This is a genomic window from Streptomyces sp. NPDC006512 (assembly GCF_040611935.1).
In the GTDB taxonomy this organism is placed as follows: domain Bacteria; phylum Actinomycetota; class Actinomycetes; order Streptomycetales; family Streptomycetaceae; genus Streptomyces.
The window spans coordinates 31,972-52,972 of sequence record NZ_JBEXPG010000065.1 but is presented as its reverse complement, the minus strand read 5'-3'; the positions used below and the strand labels follow the sequence as shown (position 1 = coordinate 52,972).

Here is a 21,001-nt window from a genome sequence, read left to right as displayed (position 1 = left end):
AAGCCGCGGAGGAACACAAGGCGGATGTGATCGGCATGTCCGGTCTCCTCGTGAAGTCCACCGTGATCATGAAGGAGAACCTGGAGGAGCTGAACCAGCGCAAGCTGGCGGCCGACTACCCGGTCATCCTGGGCGGCGCGGCCCTGACCCGCGCCTACGTCGAGCAGGACCTCCACGAGATCTACGAGGGCGAAGTCCGCTACGCCCGCGACGCGTTCGAAGGTCTGCGGCTGATGGACGCCCTGATCGCGGTCAAGCGCGGCGTCCCGGGCGCGGCCCTGCCCGAACTCAAGCAGCGGCGGGTGCCCAAGCGCGACACCCCCGCCCTCCAGGTGGAGGAGCCCGAGGAGACGGGCGGCCGTTCCGACGTGGCCGTCGACAACCCCGTCCCCACCCCGCCGTTCTGGGGCACCCGCGTGGTCAAGGGCATCCCGCTCAAGGACTACGCCTCCTGGCTCGACGAGGGCGCCCTGTTCAAGGGGCAGTGGGGCCTCAAGCAGGCCCGCGCGGGCGGAGCGACGTACGAGGAGCTCGTCGAGAGCGAGGGCCGGCCCCGGCTGCGCGGCCTCCTCGACAAGCTGCACACCGAGAACCTCCTCGAAGCCGCCGTCGTCTACGGCTACTTCCCCTGCGTCTCCAAGGGCGAGGACCTGATCATCCTCGACGAGCAGGGCAACGAGCGGACCCGCTTCACCTTCCCGCGCCAGCGCCGCGGCCGGCGCCTGTGCCTCGCGGACTTCTTCCGCCCCGAGGAGTCGGGAGAGACCGACGTCGTCGGCCTCCAGGTCGTCACCGTCGGCTCGAAGATCGGCGAGGCCACCGCCAAGCTGTTCGAGTCCGACTCCTACCGCGAGTACCTGGAGCTGCACGGCCTCTCCGTCCAGCTCGCCGAGGCCATGGCCGAGTACTGGCACGCCCGCGTCCGCGCCGAGCTCGGCTTCGGCGGCGAGGACCCGGCCGCCGTCGAGGACATGTTCGACCTCAAGTACCGGGGCGCCCGCTTCTCCCTGGGCTACGGCGCCTGCCCCGACCTGGAGGACCGGGCGAAGATCGCCGACCTCCTCCAGCCGGAGCGCATCGGCGTCCACCTCTCGGAGGAGTTCCAGCTCCACCCCGAACAGTCCACCGACGCCATCGTCATCCACCACCCCGAAGCGAAGTATTTCAACGCACGCTGAGGCGGATCGGCGTACACTGGTCGGTCCCATACAGGCCGGTCACCTGTTCCCCGGGGCACGTCCCCACGGGTCGAGGTGACCGGCCTTATCGTCCCCTGAGAGAGGCGTGCGCATTGACCAGCACCGTTCCCGCCCCCGTCACCCGCACGGCCGACGGGCACGCCCTGCAGGCGGTGCTGCTGGACATGGACGGCACCCTCGTCGACACCGAGGGCTTCTGGTGGGAGATCGAGGCCGAGATCTTCCATGAGCTCGGGCACCGGCTCGACGAGGCCTGGCGGGACGTCGTCGTCGGCGGCCCCATGAGCCGCAGCGCCGCCTTCCTCATCGAGTCCACCGGCGCCGCCATCGGGCTCGCCGAGCTCAGCGTGCTCCTCAACGAGCGCTTCGAGGCGCGGATCGCCGACCAGGTCCCGCTCATGCCCGGCGCCGAGCGCCTGCTGGCCGAGCTCGCCCGCAACAACGTCCCCACCGCCCTGGTCTCCGCCTCCCACCGCCGCGTCATCGACCAGGTCCTCCTCACCCTCGGCCGCGACCGGTTCACCATGACCGTCGCCGGCGACGAGGTCCCCCGGACCAAGCCGCACCCCGACCCGTACCTGTTCGCCGCCAGCGCCCTCGGCGCGCACCCCTCGCGCTGCGCCGTCATCGAGGACACCGCGACCGGCGTCGCCGCCGCCGAGGCCGCCGGCTGCCGGGTCGTGGCCATCCCCTCCGTCGGCCGGATCGAACCCGCGCCCGGCCGGACCGTCGTACGTTCGCTGGAGGACGTCGACCTGACCTTCCTGCGCTCCCTCATCACTCCCATGAACTGAGCGCGCACGCTCCGTACCGAACGGAATGGGGGTGGGTCGGAGGTCCTGGCGGAGGATCTTCCGTGCCCGGCCCCGGAGGCCGAAATTCCACGCTTCAGGGAACAGTTGTGACGGGTGACCTTGGTCACCCGCAGAGCGTTCACCGGGCCATCCCGGAGGCCCCGAGGGCTCCCCATGTGTCCGGATTGATCAGCTCCTGACCCCATCTGCGAAGTCTCCGGTGTGAGCGGTCAGTCCGCACCCATCACCGTGCGATTACGCCCCAACTCCTGCCAGTTCCAGCCATCCCGTCCCAGGCCACTAATGTCGACGCGGGCACTACGCCGCACCTCTGCCGGACCGGACACACACCCCTGTGGCCGGTCCGCGCGTGGACCGATCGTCAAACACCGGCCCGATCGTTCCGCCCTGAACGGGCGACCGCCGCGCAGTGCCCTCTACGCCGCTTTGAGCAAGTGCCGGGTGAGGGAGTACTTCCAGAATGAACCGCAAGACCATGGTGCTGACGGCCGCGGCCGGACTGCTCACCCCCACGCTGGCCGCCTGCGGCACGGCGACCGGAGGAGCGGGATCCGGAGCGATCGTCGTCGGCACCACCGACCGGTTCGAGGCTGCCGACTACGCCCCCGCCCCCTTCGACCCCGCGTACGCCTACGACGCCGGCGCCTGGAACGTCCTGCGCCAGACCGTCCAGACGCTGATGCACACCCCGCGCGGCGGCGGCCAGCCCGTCCCCGAAGCAGCCTCCGACTGCCGCTTCACCGACACCGGCAACGAGAGCTACCGCTGCACCCTGCGCCCCGGGCTGAAGTTCGCGAGCGGCGACCCGCTCACCGCCAAGGACGTCAAGTTCTCCATCGACCGCGTCCTCGCGATCAAGGACGAGAACGGCCCCTCCTCGCTGCTCTCGACCCTCGACAACGTCGAGACGAAGGGCGCCGACACCGTCGTCTTCCACCTGAAGACCCCGGACGCGACCTTCCCCTACAAGCTCTCCACCCCCGCCGCGGGCATCGTCAGCGAGAAGCACTACGAGGCCAAGAAGCTCCGCCCGGGCTTCTCCGTGGACGGCTCCGGCCCCTACACGATGAAGGCCGAGGTCAAGGACAACCACCTCGTCCGCGCCGTCTTCACCAAGAACCCGCACTACAAGGGCGACATCAAGCTGCAGAACGACAAGGTCGAACTGCGCACCTTCGCCGACTCCGCCGCCATGGGCAAGTCCCTGACCGGCGGATCCATCGACATGGTCTCCCGCACCCTGTCGCCCGCCCAGATCACCGAGTTCTCGGCCAAGGCCCCCAAGGGCGTCAAGCTCGTCCCGATGCCCGGTCTGGAGATCCGCTACATCGGCTTCAACACCGAGGCCCCGGTCGTCAAGGACAAGGCCGTGCGCCAGGCGCTCGCCGCCGCCGTCGACCGCAACAACGTGATCTCCAAGGTCTACGGCAAGTCCGCGCAGCCCCTGTACTCGCTGGTCCCCACCACCGTCACCGGGCACGTCAACTCGTTCTTCAACAAGTACGGCGAGGCCAACACCCCCAAGGCCGCCGCGCTCCTCAAGGACGCCGGGATCAAGACCCCGGTCAAGCTGACCCTGAACTACACCGCCGACCACTACGGCGACGGCACCGCCGCCGAGTTCGAGGCCCTCAAGACCCAGCTCAACTCCACCGGGCTGTTCGACATCACCGTCCAGGGCACCGACTGGGCCGACTTCCGGCCCGCGCAGAAGAAGGGCGACTACGCCGCCTACGGGCTCGGCTGGTTCCCCGACTACGCGGACGCCGACAACTTCCTCGCCCCGTTCCTGGAGCAGGACAACTTCCTGGGCACGCCGTACGCGAACCCGACGGTGCGCACCAGGCTCATCCCCGAATCCCGGCGCGCGGTCGACCGCAACGTCGCCGCCCCCGCGATCACGGAGATGCAGGACATCGTGGCCGAGGACGTACCCGTCCTGCCCCTGTGGCAGGGCAAGCAGTACGTCGCCGCACGCGATGGGATCACCGGAGTGGAGTGGTCGGTCAACGCCATCTCCGACCTCCAGCTGTGGGAACTCGGCCGGGGTGTCAGCGGCTGAGACCGGCAACAACCGGCAGCGGGAGTCGCAGGCCGGCGCAACGTTCAGACAAGACTGAGAAGGACACTCGCGTGAACCGACGTAACCAGTGGTTGGCGGCCCCGCTCGGCGCAGCCACCGCCGCCGCGCTGCTCAGCGGTTGCGGTTCGACCGACGGCTCGAACGCCGGCAGCGGCAAGGGCGTCGTGATGGGCATATCCGACAAGGTGAAGTCCACCGACCCCGCCTCCGGCTACGACCCGGGCTCCTGGCTGCTCTTCAACAACGTCTTCCAGTCGCTGCTGAGCTTCCCGAAGGGCGGCACCACGCCCGAGCCCGACGCCGCCCAGGCCTGCAACTTCGAGGGCGGTGACAGCAAGGTGTTCAAGTGCACCCTGCGCAGCGGCCTGAAGTTCAGCAACGGCAACAGCCTCACCTCGAAGGACGTCAAGTTCTCCTTCGAGCGCACGCTGAAGATCAACGACGACAACGGTCCCGCCGTCATGCTGGGCTCGATCGCGTCCATCGAGGCCCCCGACGAGAAGACCGTCGTCTTCCGCCTGAAGACCTCCGACGCGACCTTCCCCAGCAAGATCGCCTCGGGCGCGGGCGCCATCGTCGACCACCGCGAGTACCCGGCCGACAAGCTCCGCAGCGACAACAAGGCCGTCGGCTCCGGCGTCTACAAGCTGGACTCCTTCAGCGACAAGAGCGCGAGCTTCTCGGTCAACGACTCCTACAGCGGCAAGGCCAAGGCCAAGAACACCGGCGTCACGCTGAAGTTCTTCAACGGCGACCAGGCCGCCCTCAAGACCGTCCTGGAAAGCGGAGACGTCGACTTCGCCTTCCGCGGCCTCGCCGCCAAGGACATCGCCGGCCTCGCCTCCACCAAGACCGGCGACCAGAAGGTCGACGTCGTCCAGGGCACGGGCGCCGAGGTCGAGCACATGGTCTTCAACGTCAGCGACCCCGTCGTCGGCAAGCTGCCGGTCCGCAAGGCCATCGCCTACCTCGTCGACCGCGAGGCACTCGTCAAGGACGTGTACGCGGGCACCGCCGCCCCGCTCTACTCGATCGTCCCGGCCGGCATCGCCGGACACACCACCCCGTTCTTCGACCGCTACGGCGGCAGCCCGCAGCCCGAGAAGGCCAAGGCCGTCCTGAAGGCCGCCGGCATCAACAACAAGGTCAAGGTCACCCTCTACTCGACCCCGTCGCGCTACGGCCCCTCGACCGACCAGCAGTTCCAGGTCATCGCCAAGCAGCTCAACGACAGCGGCCTCTTCGAGGCCGACATGAAGTCCGTCGAGTTCGAGCAGTACGAGAAGGACATCCAGGACGGCAAGTACGGCATCTACGTGAAGGGCTGGGTGCCGGACTACCCGGACGCCGACAACTTCACCCAGCCGTTCTTCGGACCGGACAACGTCCTGCACAACAACTACGACAACAAGGAGATCAGCGGGACCATCATCCCGTCGACCTCCGCGAAGTCCGACCGCACCGCGGCCAACATGGACTACAACCGGCTCCAGGACATCGTCGCCGACGAGGTCCCGATCCTCCCGCTCTGGCAGGGCAAGCAGTACGCCGTCACCCGCCAGAACGTGACCGGCCTGCAGTGGTCCCTCGACGCCTCGACCGTCTTCCGCTTCTGGGAGATCAGCAAGGGCTGAGCCCCTCCCCGGGCAAGAGAACGGGCCGGCAGCCGCTCCGCGCGGCCGCCGGCCCGTTCCCGTACCCGGAAGGGACGGCCTAAGGCGTGGCGCCCGGACGCACCAGGCCCGACTCGTACGCGTACACCGCCGCCTGGACCCGGTCGCGCAGGCCCAGCTTCGTCAGCACGTGGCCCACGTGCGTCTTGACCGTCGTCTCGCTCACGAACAGGTCCGCCGCGATCTCCGCGTTCGACAGCCCCCGGGCCACCAGCTTCAGCACCTCGACCTCGCGCTCCGTGAGCGTCCCCAGCGTGTCCGGCACGCTGTCCTCACCCGACGGCAGGTGCCCCGCGTACTTGTCCAGCAGCCGCCGCGTGATGCTCGGCGCGAGCATCGCCTCGCCCGCCGCGACCACCCGGATCGCCTGCACCAGCTCGTTCGCCGGAGCGTCCTTCAGCAGGAACCCGCTCGCCCCCGCCCGCAGCGCCTCCACCACGTACTCGTCCAGGTCGAAGGTCGTCAGCACCAGCACCTTCGCCGGCCCGTTCCGCTCCGGACCGGTGATCTGGCGCGTCGCCTCGACCCCGTCCATCCGCGGCATCCGGATGTCCATCAGCACCACGTCGGGCTGCAGCGCCCGCACCTGGTCCAGCGCCTGCAGACCGTCCCCGGCCTCGCCCACCACCGCCAGGTCCTGCTCGGCCTCCAGGATCATCCGGAACCCGGTGCGCAGCAGTGGCTGGTCGTCGACCAGCAGGACGCGAATGGCCACGGGGTGTACCTCGTATTCGTCGGACGGCAGCATCGGCGGACGCCGCCCATTCTGCCCTGATCGGAAGATCAGGATTCCGCCGGGCGATCACCGGGGACACCCGCGGGCCGCTCCGCCGCCCTCGGGACGACGGTCAGCGGATAGACCGGGGGAGTCCCCCCGAACTCCGGACACACCGAGCGATGATCACACCAGCCGCACAGCTTGGTCGGCCGCGGCCGCCACTCACCCGTCTCCGTCGCCTCCCGGATCGCCTCCCACAACGCGTGCAGCTTCCGCTCCACCCGTTCCAGATCCGCGATCACCGGGTCGTACGTCAGCACGTCCCCGCTGCCCAGGTACACCAGCTGGAGCCGCCGCGGCACCACCTGCTTCAGCCGCCACACCACCAGCGCGTAGAACTTCATCTGGAACAGCGCGCCCTCGGCGTACTCCGGCCTCGGCGCCTTGCCCGTCTTGTAGTCGACGATCCGCACCTCGCCCGTCGGCGCCACGTCCACCCGGTCGATGATCCCGCGCAGCCGCAGCCCGGACTCCAGCTCCGTCTCCACGAAGAACTCCCGCTCCACCGGCTCCAGCCGCGTCGGGTCCTCCAGCGTGAACCAGCGCTCCACCAGCGCCTCGGCCTCCGTCAGCCAGCGCGCCAGCCCCGCCCCCTCGTCCCCCGACGGGAACAGCTCCGCCAGCTCCGGCTTCGACTCCAGCAGCCGGTCCCACTGCCCCGGGATCAGTGCCTTCGCCCGCGGCGCCGTCCGCTCCTCCGCCGGATGGTCGAACAGCCTCTCCAGCACCGCATGGACCAGCGTCCCGCGGGTAGCGGCGGCACTGGGCTTCTCCGGCAGCTTGTCGATCACCCGGAACCGGTACAGCAGCGGGCACTGCATGAAATCGCCGGCCCGCGAGGGCGACAGGGAACTGGGCGCCGCGGCGACCGGCGCCACGCCGGCATCGGCAGCGCCTGGCACGGCACCGGGACTCGTCGTCATGCGTGAAACCCTACGGCCCGCCGCCGACAGCACGCGCATACCATCGACGCCGGGCCCCCTCGCACTGCATGATCGGAGCATCACACCCCGCAACAACAGCACCTGAACCACACTGGAAGCACAAGCACCGAACGAAGGAAAGCCGTGGCAGACACCGACGAAACCGGCGAGCGCGCACCCAAGCGCTCCGATCCGGGCGGCGGGATCCTCATGGGCCGCCCCTTCGGCGTGCCCGTCTACGTCTCCCCCAGCTGGTTCCTCGTCGCCGCCCTCATCACCTGGGTCTTCGGCGACCAGCTCGACCGGATCCTGCCCGGCCTCGGCCCGGTCCGCTACCTCGTCTCCCTCTTCTTCGCGGTCGCCTTCTACGCCTCGGTCCTCGTCCACGAGCTCGCCCACACCATCGCCGCGCTCCGCTTCAAGCTCCCCGTGCGCCGCATCCAGCTCCAGTTCTTCGGCGGAGTCTCCGAGATCGAGAAGGAGTCCGAGACACCCGCCCGCGAGTTCGTCCTCGCCTTCGTCGGCCCCCTGCTCTCCCTCGGCCTCACCGGGATCTTCTACCTCGGCATGAAGGCCGTCGACCCCGCCACGGTCCCCGGCGTCCTCCTCGCGGGCCTGATGATCTCCAACCTCCTCGTCGCCGCCTTCAACCTGCTCCCCGGCCTCCCCCTCGACGGCGGCCGCATGCTCCGCGCCGTCATCTGGGGCATCACCGGCAAGCCCATGGCCGGCACCGTCGCCGCCGCCTGGGTCGGCCGCGGCCTCGCCGTCGCCGTCCTCCTCGGCCTGCCGCTGCTCACCCACACCGGGATCCTCGGCAACCGCACCGACGAGATCGGCGGCATGAACACCGTCATGGACGCGCTCCTCGCCGCGATCCTGGCCGCCATCATCTGGACCGGCGCCGGCAACAGCCTGCGCATGGCCCGCCTGCGACAGCACCTCCCCGAACTCCAGGCCCGCGCCCTCACCCGGCGGGCCATCCCCGTCGAGAACGCCACCCCGCTCTCCGAGGCCCTCCGCCGCGCCAACGACGCCGGAGCCCGCGCCCTCGTCGTCGTCGACGGACTCGGCGACCCCGTCGCCATCGTCCGCGAGACCGCCATCGCCTCCGTACCCGAACACCGCCGCCCCTGGGTCGCCGTCAGCACCCTCGCCCAGGACCTCACCGACGGCATGAAGGTTTCCGCGGAACTCACCGGCGAGGAACTCCTCGACCACCTCCGCGCCACCCCCGCCACCGAGTACCTCGTCCTCGAAACCGGCGGCTCCATCTACGGCGTCCTGTCCACCCTCGACGTCGAGAAGGCCTTCGTGAAGGCCATGGCGCGGCCCCAGTCCTGAAGCCAATACACTGGTCACATGTCCGAACCGACCGGTGCCGCCCGCCGACGCGGGCCCTTCGAGGTCGGGGACCAGGTTCAGCTCACCGACCCCAAGGGCCGCCACTACACGTTCACGCTCGAAGCCGGGAAGAATTTCCACACCCACAAGGGTTCCTTCCCGCACGACGAGCTGATCGGCGCCCCCGAGGGCAGCGTTGTCCGTACCACGGGCAACGTCGCATACCTCGCGCTGCGTCCCCTGCTCCCCGACTATGTCCTGTCCATGCCCCGCGGTGCCGCCGTGGTCTACCCCAAGGACGCGGGCCAGATCCTGGCCTTCGCCGACATCTTCCCCGGCGCCCGCGTCGTGGAGGCAGGAGTGGGCTCCGGCTCCCTGAGCAGCTTCCTGCTGCGCGCCATCGGCGACCAGGGCATGCTCCACAGCTACGAGCGCCGCGCGGACTTCGCCGAGATCGCCACCGCCAACGTCGAGCGCTACTTCGGCGGCCCGCACCCCGCGTGGCAGCTGACCGTGGGCGACCTCCAGGACAACCTGTCCGACACCGACGTCGACCGCGTGATCCTCGACATGCTCGCCCCCTGGGAGTGCCTGGAGGCCGTCTCCAAGGCCCTGGTCCCCGGCGGCATCCTGTGCTGCTACGTCGCCACGACCACCCAGCTCTCGCGCACCGTCGAGTCCATCCGCGAGTTCGGCTGCTACGCCGAGCCGCAGCCCTGGGAATCGATGATCCGCAACTGGCACGTGGAGGGCCTCGCGGTCCGGCCCGACCACCGGATGATCGGCCACACCGGCTTCCTCGTCACCGCCCGCCGCCTCGCGGACGGCGTCGAGCCCCCGATGCGCCGCCGGCGCCCCTCCAAGGGCGCCTACGGCGAGGACTACGACGGCCCCGGCAGCGACCGCTCCGCGTAGCCGCTCCACCGGGACCCCCGCCGGGCCCGGCCCGCTCAACACGAAGGCGCTGCGGCGCAGTTCCCCCGACGATCAGGGAACTGCGCCGCAGCGCCTTTTCGTTGTGGCCCGAACACCGCCCGGCCGGTCCGGACCCGCCCGTTCCACCGCCGTGTGAGGTGTGGCACGATGCTGGCTCCCCGTCACCCTTCGCACAGGAGACACCCCGCGTGCTGCACAGCCCCACCGAGCTGGAGCCCACATCGGAAACCCTGGCGCACGGCCGCGCCCGGCCCGTCCACTGGGTCGCCACGGCCTCGGCCGTGGCCGCCGTCATAGCCGGCGCGGGCCTGCTCCAGCCGGGGCCCGCCACCGGAGCCACCCCCGCGGCCGCCCCGGGAGCCTCCCTGGGAGCCGCCGCCGGGAGCGGCCCGCAGGCCGGCGCACCCGACGCGCGGGCGGTCGCGTACCCCCTCGACTGCAAGGGCGCCCCGCAGGCCGTCACGGCCACCGCCCAAGGGGATCTCGACGGCGACGGCCGCCCCGAGACGGTCGCCGCCGTACGCTGCGAGGCCGGCTCCGGAACCCCGCCCCACGCGGTCTACGTCCTCGTCCAGGACCCGGCGGCGGGCTCGGCCCCCCGCGTCGTGGCCACCCTGCTCGAACCGGCCAGGCGGCAGACCGCCGCCGATCTCACCGTGCGCGACGGCGTCGTCACCGCCAGTCTCCTCGGATACTCCTCGCCGGAGGTTCCGCGCTACAGCCCCGATGTGAAACAGCTCGCCAAGTGGCGCTGGACGGGCGGGAAATTCCGCCAGGAGCTGACGGACTCGTCCGCCGGAAGTGTTTGAACCGTCACTCGGCGTCGGGGCCGTACACCTCGACCCTGTCCGAAACGCGCCTTACGTGGATGCAGTCACCCGGACATTCCTTCGCGGAATCGACCACGTCCCGGAGCAGCGTCAGCGGAACCGGAGTGGTCGCCCCCGCCTCCTGGAGGAGCTCGTCCTCGGGGCTCTTCACGTACGCCAGACCATCGATGTCCAGCTCGAACACCTCCGGGGCGTACTGCACGCAGATGCCGTCCCCGGTGCAGAGGTCCTGGTCGATCCAGACCTCCAGCGGCTGTCCGGCCTCGCCGGAACCACCCGCCGGGGCCTCCTGCTGCACGGTCATATCTCCTGCCGTTTCCTGCTCTGAGTGATCCGCCCCGGCCACAACTCGAGGCAAGTCGCGCGAGCTCTGACGGGTGTTGAACAGTTCGACCTTACAACCGGCTGCTTTCCGATGTTGATGGGTGGGTATTTCCTTGGCGTGAGGGAGTACGCAAGGGTGAAGATCGGACACACCTCTACCGTCTTTGTGATCTAGGGGTTTCAATCACCACCAGCCCAGGTAGGGTCAGGAAGCGTCCAGCTCCCCTTGGAGGAGGTGAGGACCGTGGCAGCCCACGACGACGACATCAACCGCGGCATCCGGCCCGGGCGAGGGTCTGAGGACCCCGCTGGCCAGGTTGCCTATCTCGAGCAGGAAATCGCCGTCCTGCGACGTAAGCTCGCCGACTCTCCGCGTCACACGAGGATTCTCGAAGAGCGGATCGTCGAGCTCCAGACGAATCTGGCAGGCGTCTCCGCGCAGAACGAACGACTGGCGAATACCCTCCGTGAGGCCCGCGACCAGATCGTGGCCCTCAAGGAGGAAGTCGACCGGCTCGCACAGCCGCCGGCCGGCTTCGGTGTCTTCCTTCAGGCGAACGAGGACGGCACCGTCGACATCTTCACCGGCGGCCGCAAGCTCCGCGTGAACGTGAGCCCCAGCGTCGAACCGGAGCACCTCCGGCGCGGCCAGGAGGTCATGCTCAACGAAGCGCTCAACGTGGTCGAGGCCATGGAGTTCGAGCGGGCCGGGGACATCGTCACCCTCAAGGAGATCCTCGAGGACGGCGAGCGCGCCCTGGTGGTCGGGCACACCGACGAGGAAAGGGTGGTGAGGCTCGCCGAGCCGCTCCTGGACATCACCATCCGCCCCGGCGACGCCCTGCTGCTCGAACCCCGCTCCGGCTACGTCTACGAAGTGGTCCCCAAGAGCGAGGTCGAGGAACTCGTCCTCGAAGAGGTCCCGGACATCGACTACGACAAGATCGGCGGCCTGGGCGACCAGATCGAGCTGATCCGCGACGCCGTCGAGCTCCCGTACCTCTACCCGGACCTCTTCAAGGAGCACGAACTGCGGCCGCCGAAGGGCATCCTGCTCTACGGCCCGCCCGGATGCGGCAAGACGCTCATCGCCAAGGCGGTGGCCAACTCCCTTGCCAAGAAGGTCGCCGAGGTGACCGGCCAGCCCGCCGGGAAGTCGTACTTCCTGAACATCAAGGGCCCCGAGCTCCTCAACAAGTACGTCGGCGAGACCGAGCGGCACATCCGCCTCGTCTTCCAGCGTGCACGGGAGAAGGCGAGCGAGGGCACCCCCGTCATCGTCTTCTTCGACGAGATGGAATCCCTCTTCCGCACCCGCGGATCCGGTGTCAGCTCGGACGTGGAGAACACCATCGTCCCCCAGCTGCTCGCCGAGATCGACGGTGTGGAGGGCCTGGAGAACGTCATCGTCATCGGCGCCTCCAACCGTGAGGACATGATCGACCCGGCCATCCTGCGCCCCGGCCGGCTCGACGTGAAGATCAAGATCGAGCGCCCGGACGCGGAGGCGGCGAAGGACATCTTCGCGAAGTACCTCAAGGCCTCGCTGCCCCTGCACACGGACGACCTGTCCGAGCACCAGGACTCGCGGCCGGGCACCGTCCACAGCATGATCCAGACCGTCGTCGAGCAGATGTACGCCGAAACCGAGGAGAACCGCTTCCTCGAGGTCACGTACGCCAACGGCGACAAGGAAGTCCTCTACTTCAAGGACTTCAACTCGGGCGCGATGATCCAGAACATCGTGGACCGTGCGAAGAAGATGGCCATCAAGGCCTTCCTCGAGCACAACCAGAAGGGCCTCCGGGTCTCCCACCTCCTCCAGGCGTGCGTGGACGAGTTCAAGGAGAACGAGGACCTGCCCAACACCACCAACCCCGACGACTGGGCCCGGATCTCCGGCAAGAAGGGCGAGCGGATCGTATTCATCCGCACGCTCGTCACCGGAAAGCAAGGCGCGGACACGGGACGCTCCATCGACACGGTGGCGAATACCGGTCAGTACCTCTGACAAACGAGGGCGGCTGCGGGTGCCCTCACCGGGCACCCGCAGCCGCCCGTTTTACCGCCCGCCTCTTTCGGCCGGTGACAGGGCGAAGTCAATGACTGAAATGATCTCCCCACCAGCGCGGAGTGGTTCTAGGCTCTTCCGTACCGCCGGTCGCGCAGTGCGGGACGGGCACCGCACATGACGCACCGGAGCACCAGCGGTACTTGAGCGCCGCTCCCGAACGGGAGCGCCGCCGGGCAAGGAGGGCCGCATGACCGTACGGCGAGTAATGGGGATCGAAACGGAGTACGGGATCTCCGTTCCGGGGCACCCGAACGCCAATGCCATGCTCACCTCGTCCCAGATCGTCAACGCCTACGCGGCGGCGATGCACCGGGCGCGACGCGCCCGCTGGGACTTCGAGGAGGAGAATCCGCTGCGGGACGCCCGCGGCTTCGACCTCGCCCGCGAGGCCGCCGACAACAGCCAGCTGACCGACGAGGACATCGGCCTCGCCAACGTCATCCTCACCAACGGCGCGCGGCTCTACGTCGACCACGCGCACCCCGAGTACAGCTCGCCGGAGATCACCAACCCGCTCGACGCCGTGCTGTGGGACAAGGCCGGCGAGCGGATCATGGCCGAGGCCGCGGAGCGCGCCGCCCAGCTGCCCGGCGCCCAGCCCATCCACCTCTACAAGAACAACACCGACAACAAGGGCGCCTCCTACGGCACGCACGAGAACTACCTGATGAAGCGGGAGACCCCCTTCTCGGAGATCGTGCGCCACCTGACCCCCTTCTTCGTCTCGCGCCAGGTCGTGACCGGCGCGGGCCGGGTCGGCATCGGCCAGGACGGCCGCGAGCACGGCTTCCAGATCAGCCAGCGCGCGGACTACTTCGAGGTCGAGGTGGGGCTGGAGACCACCCTGAAGCGCCCCATCATCAACACGCGCGACGAACCCCACTCGGACGCGGAGAAGTACCGCCGCCTCCACGTGATCATCGGGGACGCCAACCTCTCCGAGATCTCCACCTACCTCAAGCTCGGCACGACCGCGCTCGTCCTGTCCATGATCGAGGACGGCTTCATCAACGTCGACCTCGCCGTGGACCAGCCCGTGCGCACCCTCCACCACGTCTCCCACGACCCCGACCTCCAGTACCTGATCACGCTGCGCAGCGGCCGCACCCTGACCGCCGTACAGCTTCAGATGGAGTACTTCGAGCTGGCCAGGAAGTACGTGGAGGAGCGGTTCGGCTCCGACGCGGACGACCAGACCAAGGACGTCCTCGCTCGGTGGGAGGACGTGCTGGGCCGGCTGGAGAGCGACCCGATGAGCCTGTCGGGGGAGCTGGACTGGATCGCCAAGCGGGAGATCCTGGAGGGTTACCGGAGGCGCGACGGGCTGGAGTGGGACGCGGCCCGGCTGCACCTGGTCGACCTCCAGTACTCCGACGTACGGCCCGAGAAGGGGCTGTACAACCGTCTGGTCGCCCGCGGGAAGATGAAGCGGCTCCTGGAGGAGCCGGCCGTCGAGCGGGCCGAGAGCAAGCCCCCGGAGGACACCCGGGCGTACTTCCGGGGCCGCTGCCTGGAGCAGTACGCGGACGACGTGGCCGCGGCCTCCTGGGACTCGGTGATCTTCGACCTCCCGGGCCGCGACTCGCTCCAGCGGGTCCCGACCCTGGAGCCGCTGCGGGGGACCCGGAACCACGTCAAGGAGCTCCTGGACCGCTGTCGAACGGCCGAGGACCTGGTGCGGGTGCTTTCGGGGCAGTGAGCGGCGCCGAAAGGGCCTGAAAGGGCCCCGGTAAGGGAATCATGAAGGAAAGCCGGACGTTGTTCCGGATCACTTGGACAACTGCGGGGACGAATGCCGGACCCTCCTTGTAGGGTCCGGCGTAGGGTCTGATCTTGAGAGATCCCGAAATCCCGGGGTCTCTCCACGTGAGCGTGCGAACCGAGCGGGGTGAGGTAGACATGGCGACCAAGGACACCGGCGGCGGACAGCAGAAGGCGACGCGCTCGACCGAGGAGGTCGAGGAGGCGGCGGTCGAGGAATCGACCGACCTCAAGGAGCGCCAGGAGAAGCTCTCCGACGACGTCGACTCCGTACTCGACGAAATCGACGACGTGCTCGAAGAGAACGCCGAGGACTTCGTGCGGAGCTTCGTGCAAAAGGGTGGCCAGTAAGGCCATCCGACCTTCGAAACAAAGGCCCTGTCGAAGGGTCGTGTGAGAAGGCGAGGCGGACGGTGCGGGTGAGGGCGACCGCGCCGTCCGGCCGAAGGCGGTGCCCCGGGTGCGGAGGGGCCGGGTCGCGAAGGCTCCCGCCGGGCATGTTGATCGCGATCATCGGACGGGTAAGGTCCGAGGCGTACCGCGCTTCGGCTGCGACGCAGCCTCGGGAGCAGTTCAAGGATCGGCCGGACGTCATACGGCGTGCAGCCGCTTACGTGGAAGGAAACCTGTGGAACCCAACACTCGTAGCACAGGGCGTCTACCGGCAGCCTTCCTGACGCCGGGGTCGTCGTCCTTCATGGACTTCCTGGGCGCGCACCAGCCGGAGATGCTGCCCGGCAACCGCAAGCTGCCGGAGGGTGTCGTCGAGGCGCCGCACGGGACGACCATCGTGGCCGCCACCTTCCCCGGCGGGGTCGTCCTCGCCGGTGACCGGCGGGCGACCATGGGGAACATGATCGCGCAGCGGGACATCGAGAAGGTGTTCCCGGCCGACGAGTACTCCGCGGTGGGCATCGCCGGCACCGCCGGCCTGGCCGTGGAGATGGTCAAGCTGTTCCAGCTGGAGCTGGAGCACTTCGAGAAGGTGGAGGGGACGACCCTCTCCCTGGAGGGCAAGGCCAACCGGCTCTCCACCATGATCCGGAGCAATCTGGGCATGGCGATGCAGGGGCTGGCCGTCGTCCCGCTGTTCGCCGGGTACGACGAGGCCAAGGAGAAGGGCCGGATCTTCTCCTACGACGTGACCGGCGGCCGCTCCGAGGAGCACGGCTACGCCGCCACCGGATCGGGCTCGATCTTCGCCCGCGGCTCCATGAAGAAGCTCTACCGTCCCGACCTGACGGAGGAGCAGGCCACGACCCTGGTCGTGCAGGCGCTGTACGACGCCGCCGACGACGACTCGGCGACCGGTGGGCCGGACCTGTACCGCCACATCTACCCGATCGTCACGGTCATCACGGACGAGGGGTTCCGCAGGCTGACCGACGACCAGTCGCAGGAACTGGCCCGTACGGTCACCAACCGTCGGCTGGAGCAGCCCGACGGCCCGCGCGCCGCCCTGCTCTGACCATCCGTCGCCCCGTAGGAGCCCAGAAGAAAGGGACGGACAGCCGGTGTCGACTCCGTTCTATGTGTCACCCCAGCAGGCCATGGCCGACCGGGCGGAATACGCCCGGAAGGGCATCGCCCGCGGTCGCAGCCTTGTCGTGCTGCAGTACGCCGACGGCATCGTGTTCGTCGGCGAGAACCCGTCCCGCGCGCTGCACAAGTTCAGCGAGATCTACGACCGGATCGGCTTCGCGGCCGCCGGCAAGTACAACGAGTACGAGAACCTGCGGATCGGCGGCGTGCGCTACGCCGATCTGCGCGGATACACCTACGACCGCGACGACGTGACGGCCCGTGGGCTGGCGAACGTCTACGCGCAGACCCTCGGCACGATCTTCTCCAGTGCCGGTGAGAAGCCGTACGAGGTGGAGCTGGTCGTCGCCGAGGTCGGTGCGACGGCCGCCGGGGACCAGATCTACCGGCTGCCGCACGACGGCTCGATCGTGGACGAGCACGGCTCGGTCGCGGTCGGCGGCAACGCCGAGCAGATCAGCACGTTCCTCGACCAGCGCCACCAGGACGGGATGACCCTGTCGGAGGCGCTGAAGCTCGCGGTGCAGGCACTGTCCAGCCAGGCCAACGGCGCCGACAAGGCGATCCCGGCCGAGCGGCTGGAGGTCGCGGTGCTGGACCGTACGCGGGCGCAGCAGCGGAAGTTCAAGCGGATCCGGGGCCGGCAGCTGTCGCGGCTGCTGGAGGCGGACGTTCCGGCGGCCGCCCAGGCGGACGCCGTGTCGAACGACGAGGCGCCGGAGGACGACGCCGAGTAGGAACCGGGTACGAGGGCCCCGGTCCGCCCCCGAGGGGGCGGGCCGGGGCTCCGTCGTGTCCGGAGGCGGCCGGTCAGGCGGCCGGGGCGGGGCCCGAGGAGTCGCGGACGACGAGTTCGACGGGGATGTCGTGGGCGGTCCAGGGGGCGCCGTCGAGCGCGGCGAGGAGGGCGGTTATGCCCTGTTCTCCGACGCGTTCGGCGGGGAGGGCGACGGTGGTGAGCTCGGGTTCCACCGCGGTGGCCAGGGCGAGGTCGTCGAAGCCGGTGACGGAGAGGTCCTCGGGGACGCGCAGGCCGAGGCGGCGGGCGGCCTTGCAGGCGCCGGCGGCCAGGATGTCGTCGTCGCAGACGACGGCGGTGGGCCGGTCCCGGGGGGCCGCCAGCGCGGCCTCCACGGCCCTGCGGGCGCCGTCGACGGTGAGGGGCGCCCGTACGGTGCGCAGTTCGGCGGCGGCCGGGAGGAGGGTGGCCAGGGCTTCGGCGCGGACGTCGAAGGTCCAGGAGTCCACGGCGGAGGCGAGGTGGAGGAAGCGGCGGTGGCCGAGGCCGAGGAGGTGTTCGGCGACCTGGCGCATGCCGTCGGCCATGGCGAGGTTGACGTGGGCGGCGGCGCCCGGTGAGGCGGGGTCGCTGTCGAGCATGACGAGGGGGAGGCCGTCGCCGCCGATGGCGTCGAGGGCGTCGGCGGCCATGGAGGAGGCGATGACCCCGTCGAGGGCGGCGCGGGCGGAGGCGAAGGGGTCGCGGGCGGGGCCGGTGCCGTCGGGGGAGGGGTAGAGGACGACGCCGAAGCCGTGCTCGGCGGCGACGCGGGCGGCGCCGGTGTAGACGCGGGCGAAGAACTCGTTGGTGAGGGCGGGGACGACCAGCAGGGCCGTGCGGGTGCTGCCGAGGCGGAGGTTGCGGGCGGCGAGGTTGGGCCGGTAGCCGAGTTCGGCGGCGGCGTCGCGGACGAGCCCGGCGGTGCGTTCGGAGACGCGGCCGCGCCACTTGTCGCCGAGGACGAGGGAGACGGTGGCCTGGGAGACCCCGGCGGCGCTCGCCACGTCCCGGCTGGTGGGTCTCGTCACAGGGGGCTCCTGAAGTGCGAGGTGGGAGGGGGTGCGCGGGTCCGCGGGCTGGACCGGGCGACTGCGGACATGGTACGTATGACCCCGTCACGTTATACGTATTACTCCGGCTGGTCCGGGCAGAAGGGGGCGGACATGGCCGCGGGGTACGTGGAGCTGCTCAGGACCCGGCACGCCGCGAGGCTGCTCGTGGGCACGCTGGTCGGGCGGCTGCCGAACGGGATCGCGTCGATCGCGATCGTGATGTTCGTCCGGGCGGAGGGCGGCAGCTACAGCCTGGCGGGGGCGCTCGCGGCCGCGTACGGCGTGGCCAACGCCGTCGGCCAGCCGCTGCTCGGCCGGGCCGTGGACCTGTACGGGCAGCCCCGGGTGCAGCTCCCCGCGGCGGTGCTCTCGGCGCTCGGCATGATCTGGCTGGCCTTCGCCGGGATCGGGTCGGCCGCCGCCGCCTACACGGCGGTGGTGGTGGCCGGGCTGTTCACGCCGCCGCTGGAGGGCGGGCTGCGCGCCCTGTGGCCGAGCGTGCTCGGCGGCAAGGAGGAGCGGGTGCACGCCGCGTACGCGATGGACGCGGTGGCGCAGGAGGTGATGTTCACCGTCGGGCCGCTGCTGGTGACGGTGTTCGTCGCGCTGTGGTCCCCGGCCGTGGCGCTGGTGGCCCTGAACGTCATCGGCGTGCTGGGCGCGCTGTCGGTCGTCGTCTCCGAGCCGTCCCGTACGTGGCGCTCCGCGCCGCGCGAGGCCCACTGGCTGGGGGCGCTGCGCTCGCGCGGGCTGCTGGCCCTGCTGGGCGCGTTCTTCTTCGTGGGCACGGCGCTGGGTTCCATCACGGTGGCGGCGGTCGCGTACTCCGACGACCACGGCGGCGCGGCGGTGTACGGCTGGATGATGGCGGCCCTGGGACTGGGCGCGCTGGTCGGCGGCGTCACGTACGGCGCCCGCCAGTGGGCGGGGGCTCCCGAGCGGCGGCTGCGGCTGCTGGTGGGGCTGCTGGCCGTGTGCTACCTGCCGCTGATGCTGAGCGTGGGTCCGGTGGCGATGACGGCGCTGTCGGCGCTCGCCGGGGTGTTCCTGGCGCCCGCCATCGCGTGCGCGTTCATCGTCGTGGACCGGCACGCGCCGGCCGGCACGGTGACGGAGGCCTTCTCCTGGCTGGTGACCTTCTTCGGGGTGGGCGCGGCGATGGGTACGGCCGCGGCCGGTCCGGCCGTGGAACTGGGCGGTACGGCGGCCGGTTTCGCGGTCGCGGGCGCCGCGGGGGCCGCGGCCCTGGTGGTCCTGACGGCCACTCAGCGGGTGCTGGCCTCGCCGGGCCGCAGCCGGGCGGTCGCGGGTTCCGCGGAGGGCGCCGCCGCCGGTCCCGCCGGAGGTCCCGTGGAGGGCCCCGAAGGGGCCCGTACCGGGGGTCCGTCGGACCCGTTCGCCGAAAACTGATCGGAACGCCGCTCTCGAACCCGGTTTCAGAAGAGGGCAGAAGGCGTAATGTTCAGTCATGGACCGCCGCATTTTCGGGCTGGAGAACGAGTACGGCGTCACGTGCACGTTCAGGGGACAGCGCCGACTGTCTCCTGACGAAGTGGCGCGCTACCTCTTCCGCCGTGTTGTGTCATGGGGCCGCAGCAGCAATGTCTTCCTGCGGAACGGCGCCCGCCTCTACCTCGACGTGGGTTCGCATCCGGAATATGCAACACCGGAATGCGACAACCTGATCGAACTGGTCACCCACGACAAGGCCGGCGAGCGCATTCTCGAAGGCCTGCTCGTCGACGCAGAACGCCGCCTGCACGAGGAGGGAATCGCGGGCGACGTCTACCTCTTCAAGAACAACACCGACTCGGCGGGCAATTCGTACGGCTGCCACGAGAACTACCTCGTGGCCCGGCACGGAGAATTCTCCCGCCTGGCGGACATCCTCATTCCGTTCCTCGTCACGCGCCAGCTGATCTGCGGCGCGGGCAAGGTGCTGCAGACCCCCCGGGGTGCGGTCTACTGCGTCAGCCAGCGGGCCGAGCACATCTGGGAGGGCGTCAGCTCGGCCACCACCCGTTCCCGGCCGATCATCAACACCCGCGACGAACCGCACGCCGACGCCGAGCGCTACCGGCGCCTGCACGTGATCGTCGGGGACTCCAACATGTCCGAGACGACCATGCTGCTCAAGGTGGGCGCCACCGATCTCGTGCTGCGCATGATCGAGGCGGGCACCGTGATGCGGGACCTGACCCTGGAGAACCCGATCCGGGCCATCCGCGAGGTCAGCCACGACATCACCGGCCAGCGCAAGGTGCGCCTGGCCAGTGGCCGCGAGGCCTCCGCCCTGGAGATCCAGCGCGAGTACTACGAGAAGGCCCTGGACTTCGCCGAGCGCCGGGGGATCCGTACCGGGGTCGTGGAGCAGGTCCTGGAGCTGTGGGGCCGCACCCTCGACGCGATCGAGGCGGAGGACCTGGACCGGATCGGCACCGAGATCGACTGGGTCATGAAGTACCAGCTGATCGAGCGGTACCGCGCCAAGCACAACATGACCATGTCCAACCCGAGGGTCGCCCAGATAGACCTCGCCTACCACGACATCCACCGCCGGCGAGGGCTGTACTACCTGCTGGAGCGCAAGGGGCAGGCGGCGCGGATCTGCAACGACCTGAAGATCTTCGAGGGCAAGTCGGTGCCCCCGCAGACGACCCGGGCCAGGCTGCGCGGTGACTTCATCCGCCGGGCGCAGGAGCAGCGGCGTGACTTCACGGTCGACTGGGTGCACCTGAAGCTGAACGACCAGGCACAGCGCACCGTGCTGTGCAAGGACCCCTTCCGGTCGGTCGACGACCGGGTGGAGAAGCTGATCGCCGGGATGTAGCGGCGGGATGCCAGAACAGTAAAGTGTGACATCTCACTGATCTCGGCCAGGGCCCC

The 21,001-nt window shown here is 69.7% G+C and carries 18 protein-coding genes; 14 read left to right on the top strand and 4 right to left on the bottom strand.

Annotated features, from left to right (window positions below):
• The 4 genes from ABZZ17_RS33035 to ABZZ17_RS33020 form a co-directional block, all read left to right on the top strand.
• On the top strand, positions 1-1,178 hold a 1,178-nt coding region (locus ABZZ17_RS33035; RefSeq protein ID WP_356881695.1), incomplete at its 5' end, for a vitamin B12 dependent-methionine synthase activation domain-containing protein.
• Between the two features lie 113 nt (positions 1,179-1,291).
• Positions 1,292-1,993, top strand: coding sequence for an HAD family phosphatase (locus ABZZ17_RS33030; protein WP_356881693.1), 702 nt, complete (start codon positions 1,292-1,294; stop codon positions 1,991-1,993).
• Positions 1,994-2,474: 481 nt separating this feature from the next.
• Positions 2,475-4,076: an ABC transporter substrate-binding protein gene (locus ABZZ17_RS33025; RefSeq protein ID WP_356881691.1), complete on the top strand. Its 1,602-nt coding sequence runs from the start codon at positions 2,475-2,477 to the stop codon at positions 4,074-4,076.
• 71 nt (positions 4,077-4,147) lie between these two features.
• Entirely contained in the window at positions 4,148-5,731 is a 1,584-nt protein-coding gene (locus ABZZ17_RS33020; RefSeq protein ID WP_356881690.1) for an ABC transporter substrate-binding protein, read from the top strand.
• 79 nt (positions 5,732-5,810) lie between these two features.
• Here the strand turns inward: ABZZ17_RS33020 and ABZZ17_RS33015 are convergent, their stop codons facing one another.
• Both ABZZ17_RS33015 and ABZZ17_RS33010 read right to left on the bottom strand, forming a co-directional pair.
• Entirely contained in the window at positions 5,811-6,485 is a 675-nt protein-coding gene (locus ABZZ17_RS33015) for a response regulator transcription factor (RefSeq protein ID WP_356881688.1), read from the bottom strand.
• A gap of 68 nt (positions 6,486-6,553) precedes the next feature.
• A complete protein-coding gene (locus tag ABZZ17_RS33010; RefSeq protein WP_356881686.1) occupies positions 6,554-7,471 on the bottom strand; it encodes a RecB family exonuclease in 918 nt (305 codons plus the stop codon).
• A gap of 210 nt (positions 7,472-7,681) precedes the next feature.
• On the opposite strand from ABZZ17_RS33010, the gene ABZZ17_RS33005 reads away from it, so the two are divergent.
• The 3 genes from ABZZ17_RS33005 to ABZZ17_RS32995 all read left to right on the top strand — a co-directional run bounded on the left by ABZZ17_RS33005 (position 7,682) and on the right by ABZZ17_RS32995 (position 10,560).
• Positions 7,682-8,815: a site-2 protease family protein gene (locus ABZZ17_RS33005; protein WP_356881703.1), complete on the top strand. Its 1,134-nt coding sequence runs from the start codon at positions 7,682-7,684 to the stop codon at positions 8,813-8,815.
• 18 nt (positions 8,816-8,833) lie between these two features.
• Positions 8,834-9,730, top strand: a complete 897-nt coding sequence (locus tag ABZZ17_RS33000; RefSeq protein WP_030233594.1) for a tRNA (adenine-N1)-methyltransferase — start codon at positions 8,834-8,836, stop codon at positions 9,728-9,730.
• Between the two features lie 209 nt (positions 9,731-9,939).
• Entirely contained in the window at positions 9,940-10,560 is a 621-nt protein-coding gene (locus ABZZ17_RS32995; RefSeq protein WP_356881684.1) for a hypothetical protein, read from the top strand.
• Positions 10,561-10,564: 4 nt separating this feature from the next.
• On the opposite strand, the gene ABZZ17_RS32990 is transcribed toward ABZZ17_RS32995, so the two are convergent.
• On the bottom strand, positions 10,565-10,885 hold the full coding sequence (locus ABZZ17_RS32990; protein WP_356881682.1) for a ferredoxin: 321 nt from the start codon (positions 10,883-10,885) through the stop codon (positions 10,565-10,567).
• 264 nt (positions 10,886-11,149) lie between these two features.
• Between ABZZ17_RS32990 and arc the strand changes: the two genes are divergently transcribed.
• The 5 genes from arc to prcA all read left to right on the top strand — a co-directional run bounded on the left by arc (position 11,150) and on the right by prcA (position 17,019).
• A complete protein-coding gene (gene arc, locus ABZZ17_RS32985; protein WP_356881680.1) occupies positions 11,150-12,916 on the top strand; it encodes a proteasome ATPase in 1,767 nt (588 codons plus the stop codon).
• Positions 12,917-13,166: 250 nt separating this feature from the next.
• On the top strand, positions 13,167-14,678 hold the full coding sequence (gene dop, locus ABZZ17_RS32980; RefSeq protein WP_356881678.1) for a depupylase/deamidase Dop: 1,512 nt from the start codon (positions 13,167-13,169) through the stop codon (positions 14,676-14,678).
• 200 nt (positions 14,679-14,878) lie between these two features.
• Positions 14,879-15,091 carry a ubiquitin-like protein Pup gene (locus ABZZ17_RS32975; protein WP_030016348.1) on the top strand — a complete coding sequence of 71 codons (213 nt, stop codon included), beginning with the start codon at positions 14,879-14,881 and terminating at the stop codon, positions 15,089-15,091.
• A gap of 277 nt (positions 15,092-15,368) precedes the next feature.
• Positions 15,369-16,208, top strand: coding sequence for a proteasome subunit beta (prcB, locus tag ABZZ17_RS32970; RefSeq protein ID WP_356881676.1), 840 nt, complete (start codon positions 15,369-15,371; stop codon positions 16,206-16,208).
• A gap of 46 nt (positions 16,209-16,254) precedes the next feature.
• A complete protein-coding gene (prcA, locus tag ABZZ17_RS32965) occupies positions 16,255-17,019 on the top strand; it encodes a proteasome subunit alpha (protein ID WP_351295700.1) in 765 nt (254 codons plus the stop codon).
• A 73-nt stretch (positions 17,020-17,092) separates the two neighbouring features.
• On the opposite strand, the gene ABZZ17_RS32960 is transcribed toward prcA, so the two are convergent.
• A complete protein-coding gene (locus ABZZ17_RS32960) occupies positions 17,093-18,091 on the bottom strand; it encodes a LacI family DNA-binding transcriptional regulator (RefSeq protein ID WP_356881674.1) in 999 nt (332 codons plus the stop codon).
• 135 nt (positions 18,092-18,226) lie between these two features.
• On the opposite strand from ABZZ17_RS32960, the gene ABZZ17_RS32955 reads away from it, so the two are divergent.
• Positions 18,227-19,525 (top strand): MFS transporter, encoded by a 1,299-nt coding sequence (locus ABZZ17_RS32955; RefSeq protein WP_356881672.1) that lies wholly within the window; start codon positions 18,227-18,229, stop codon positions 19,523-19,525.
• A 58-nt stretch (positions 19,526-19,583) separates the two neighbouring features.
• The gene (gene pafA / locus ABZZ17_RS32950) at positions 19,584-20,945 is read left to right on the top strand and encodes a Pup--protein ligase (protein ID WP_356881670.1); all 1,362 of its coding nucleotides are present in this window, start codon (positions 19,584-19,586) and stop codon (positions 20,943-20,945) included.
• Positions 20,946-21,001: the final 56 nt, after the last annotated feature.

Bases quoted from the DNA above. Each gene is read 5' to 3' on its own strand.
- ABZZ17_RS33025 (WP_356881691.1), top strand. From the start codon at position 2,475: ATGAACCGCAAGACCATGGTGCTGACGGCCGCGGCCGGACTGCTCACC.
- ABZZ17_RS33010 (WP_356881686.1), bottom strand. From the start codon at position 7,471: ATGACGACGAGTCCCGGTGCCGTGCCAGGCGCTGCCGATGCCGGCGTG.
- ABZZ17_RS33005 (WP_356881703.1), top strand. From the start codon at position 7,682: ATGGGCCGCCCCTTCGGCGTGCCCGTCTACGTCTCCCCCAGCTGGTTC.
- ABZZ17_RS33000 (WP_030233594.1), top strand. From the start codon at position 8,834: ATGTCCGAACCGACCGGTGCCGCCCGCCGACGCGGGCCCTTCGAGGTC.
- ABZZ17_RS32990 (WP_356881682.1), bottom strand. From the start codon at position 10,885: ATGACCGTGCAGCAGGAGGCCCCGGCGGGTGGTTCCGGCGAGGCCGGA.
- dop (WP_356881678.1), top strand. From the start codon at position 13,167: ATGACCGTACGGCGAGTAATGGGGATCGAAACGGAGTACGGGATCTCC.
- ABZZ17_RS32975 (WP_030016348.1), top strand. From the start codon at position 14,879: ATGGCGACCAAGGACACCGGCGGCGGACAGCAGAAGGCGACGCGCTCG.
- ABZZ17_RS32955 (WP_356881672.1), top strand. From the start codon at position 18,227: ATGGCCGCGGGGTACGTGGAGCTGCTCAGGACCCGGCACGCCGCGAGG.
- pafA (WP_356881670.1), top strand. From the start codon at position 19,584: ATGGACCGCCGCATTTTCGGGCTGGAGAACGAGTACGGCGTCACGTGC.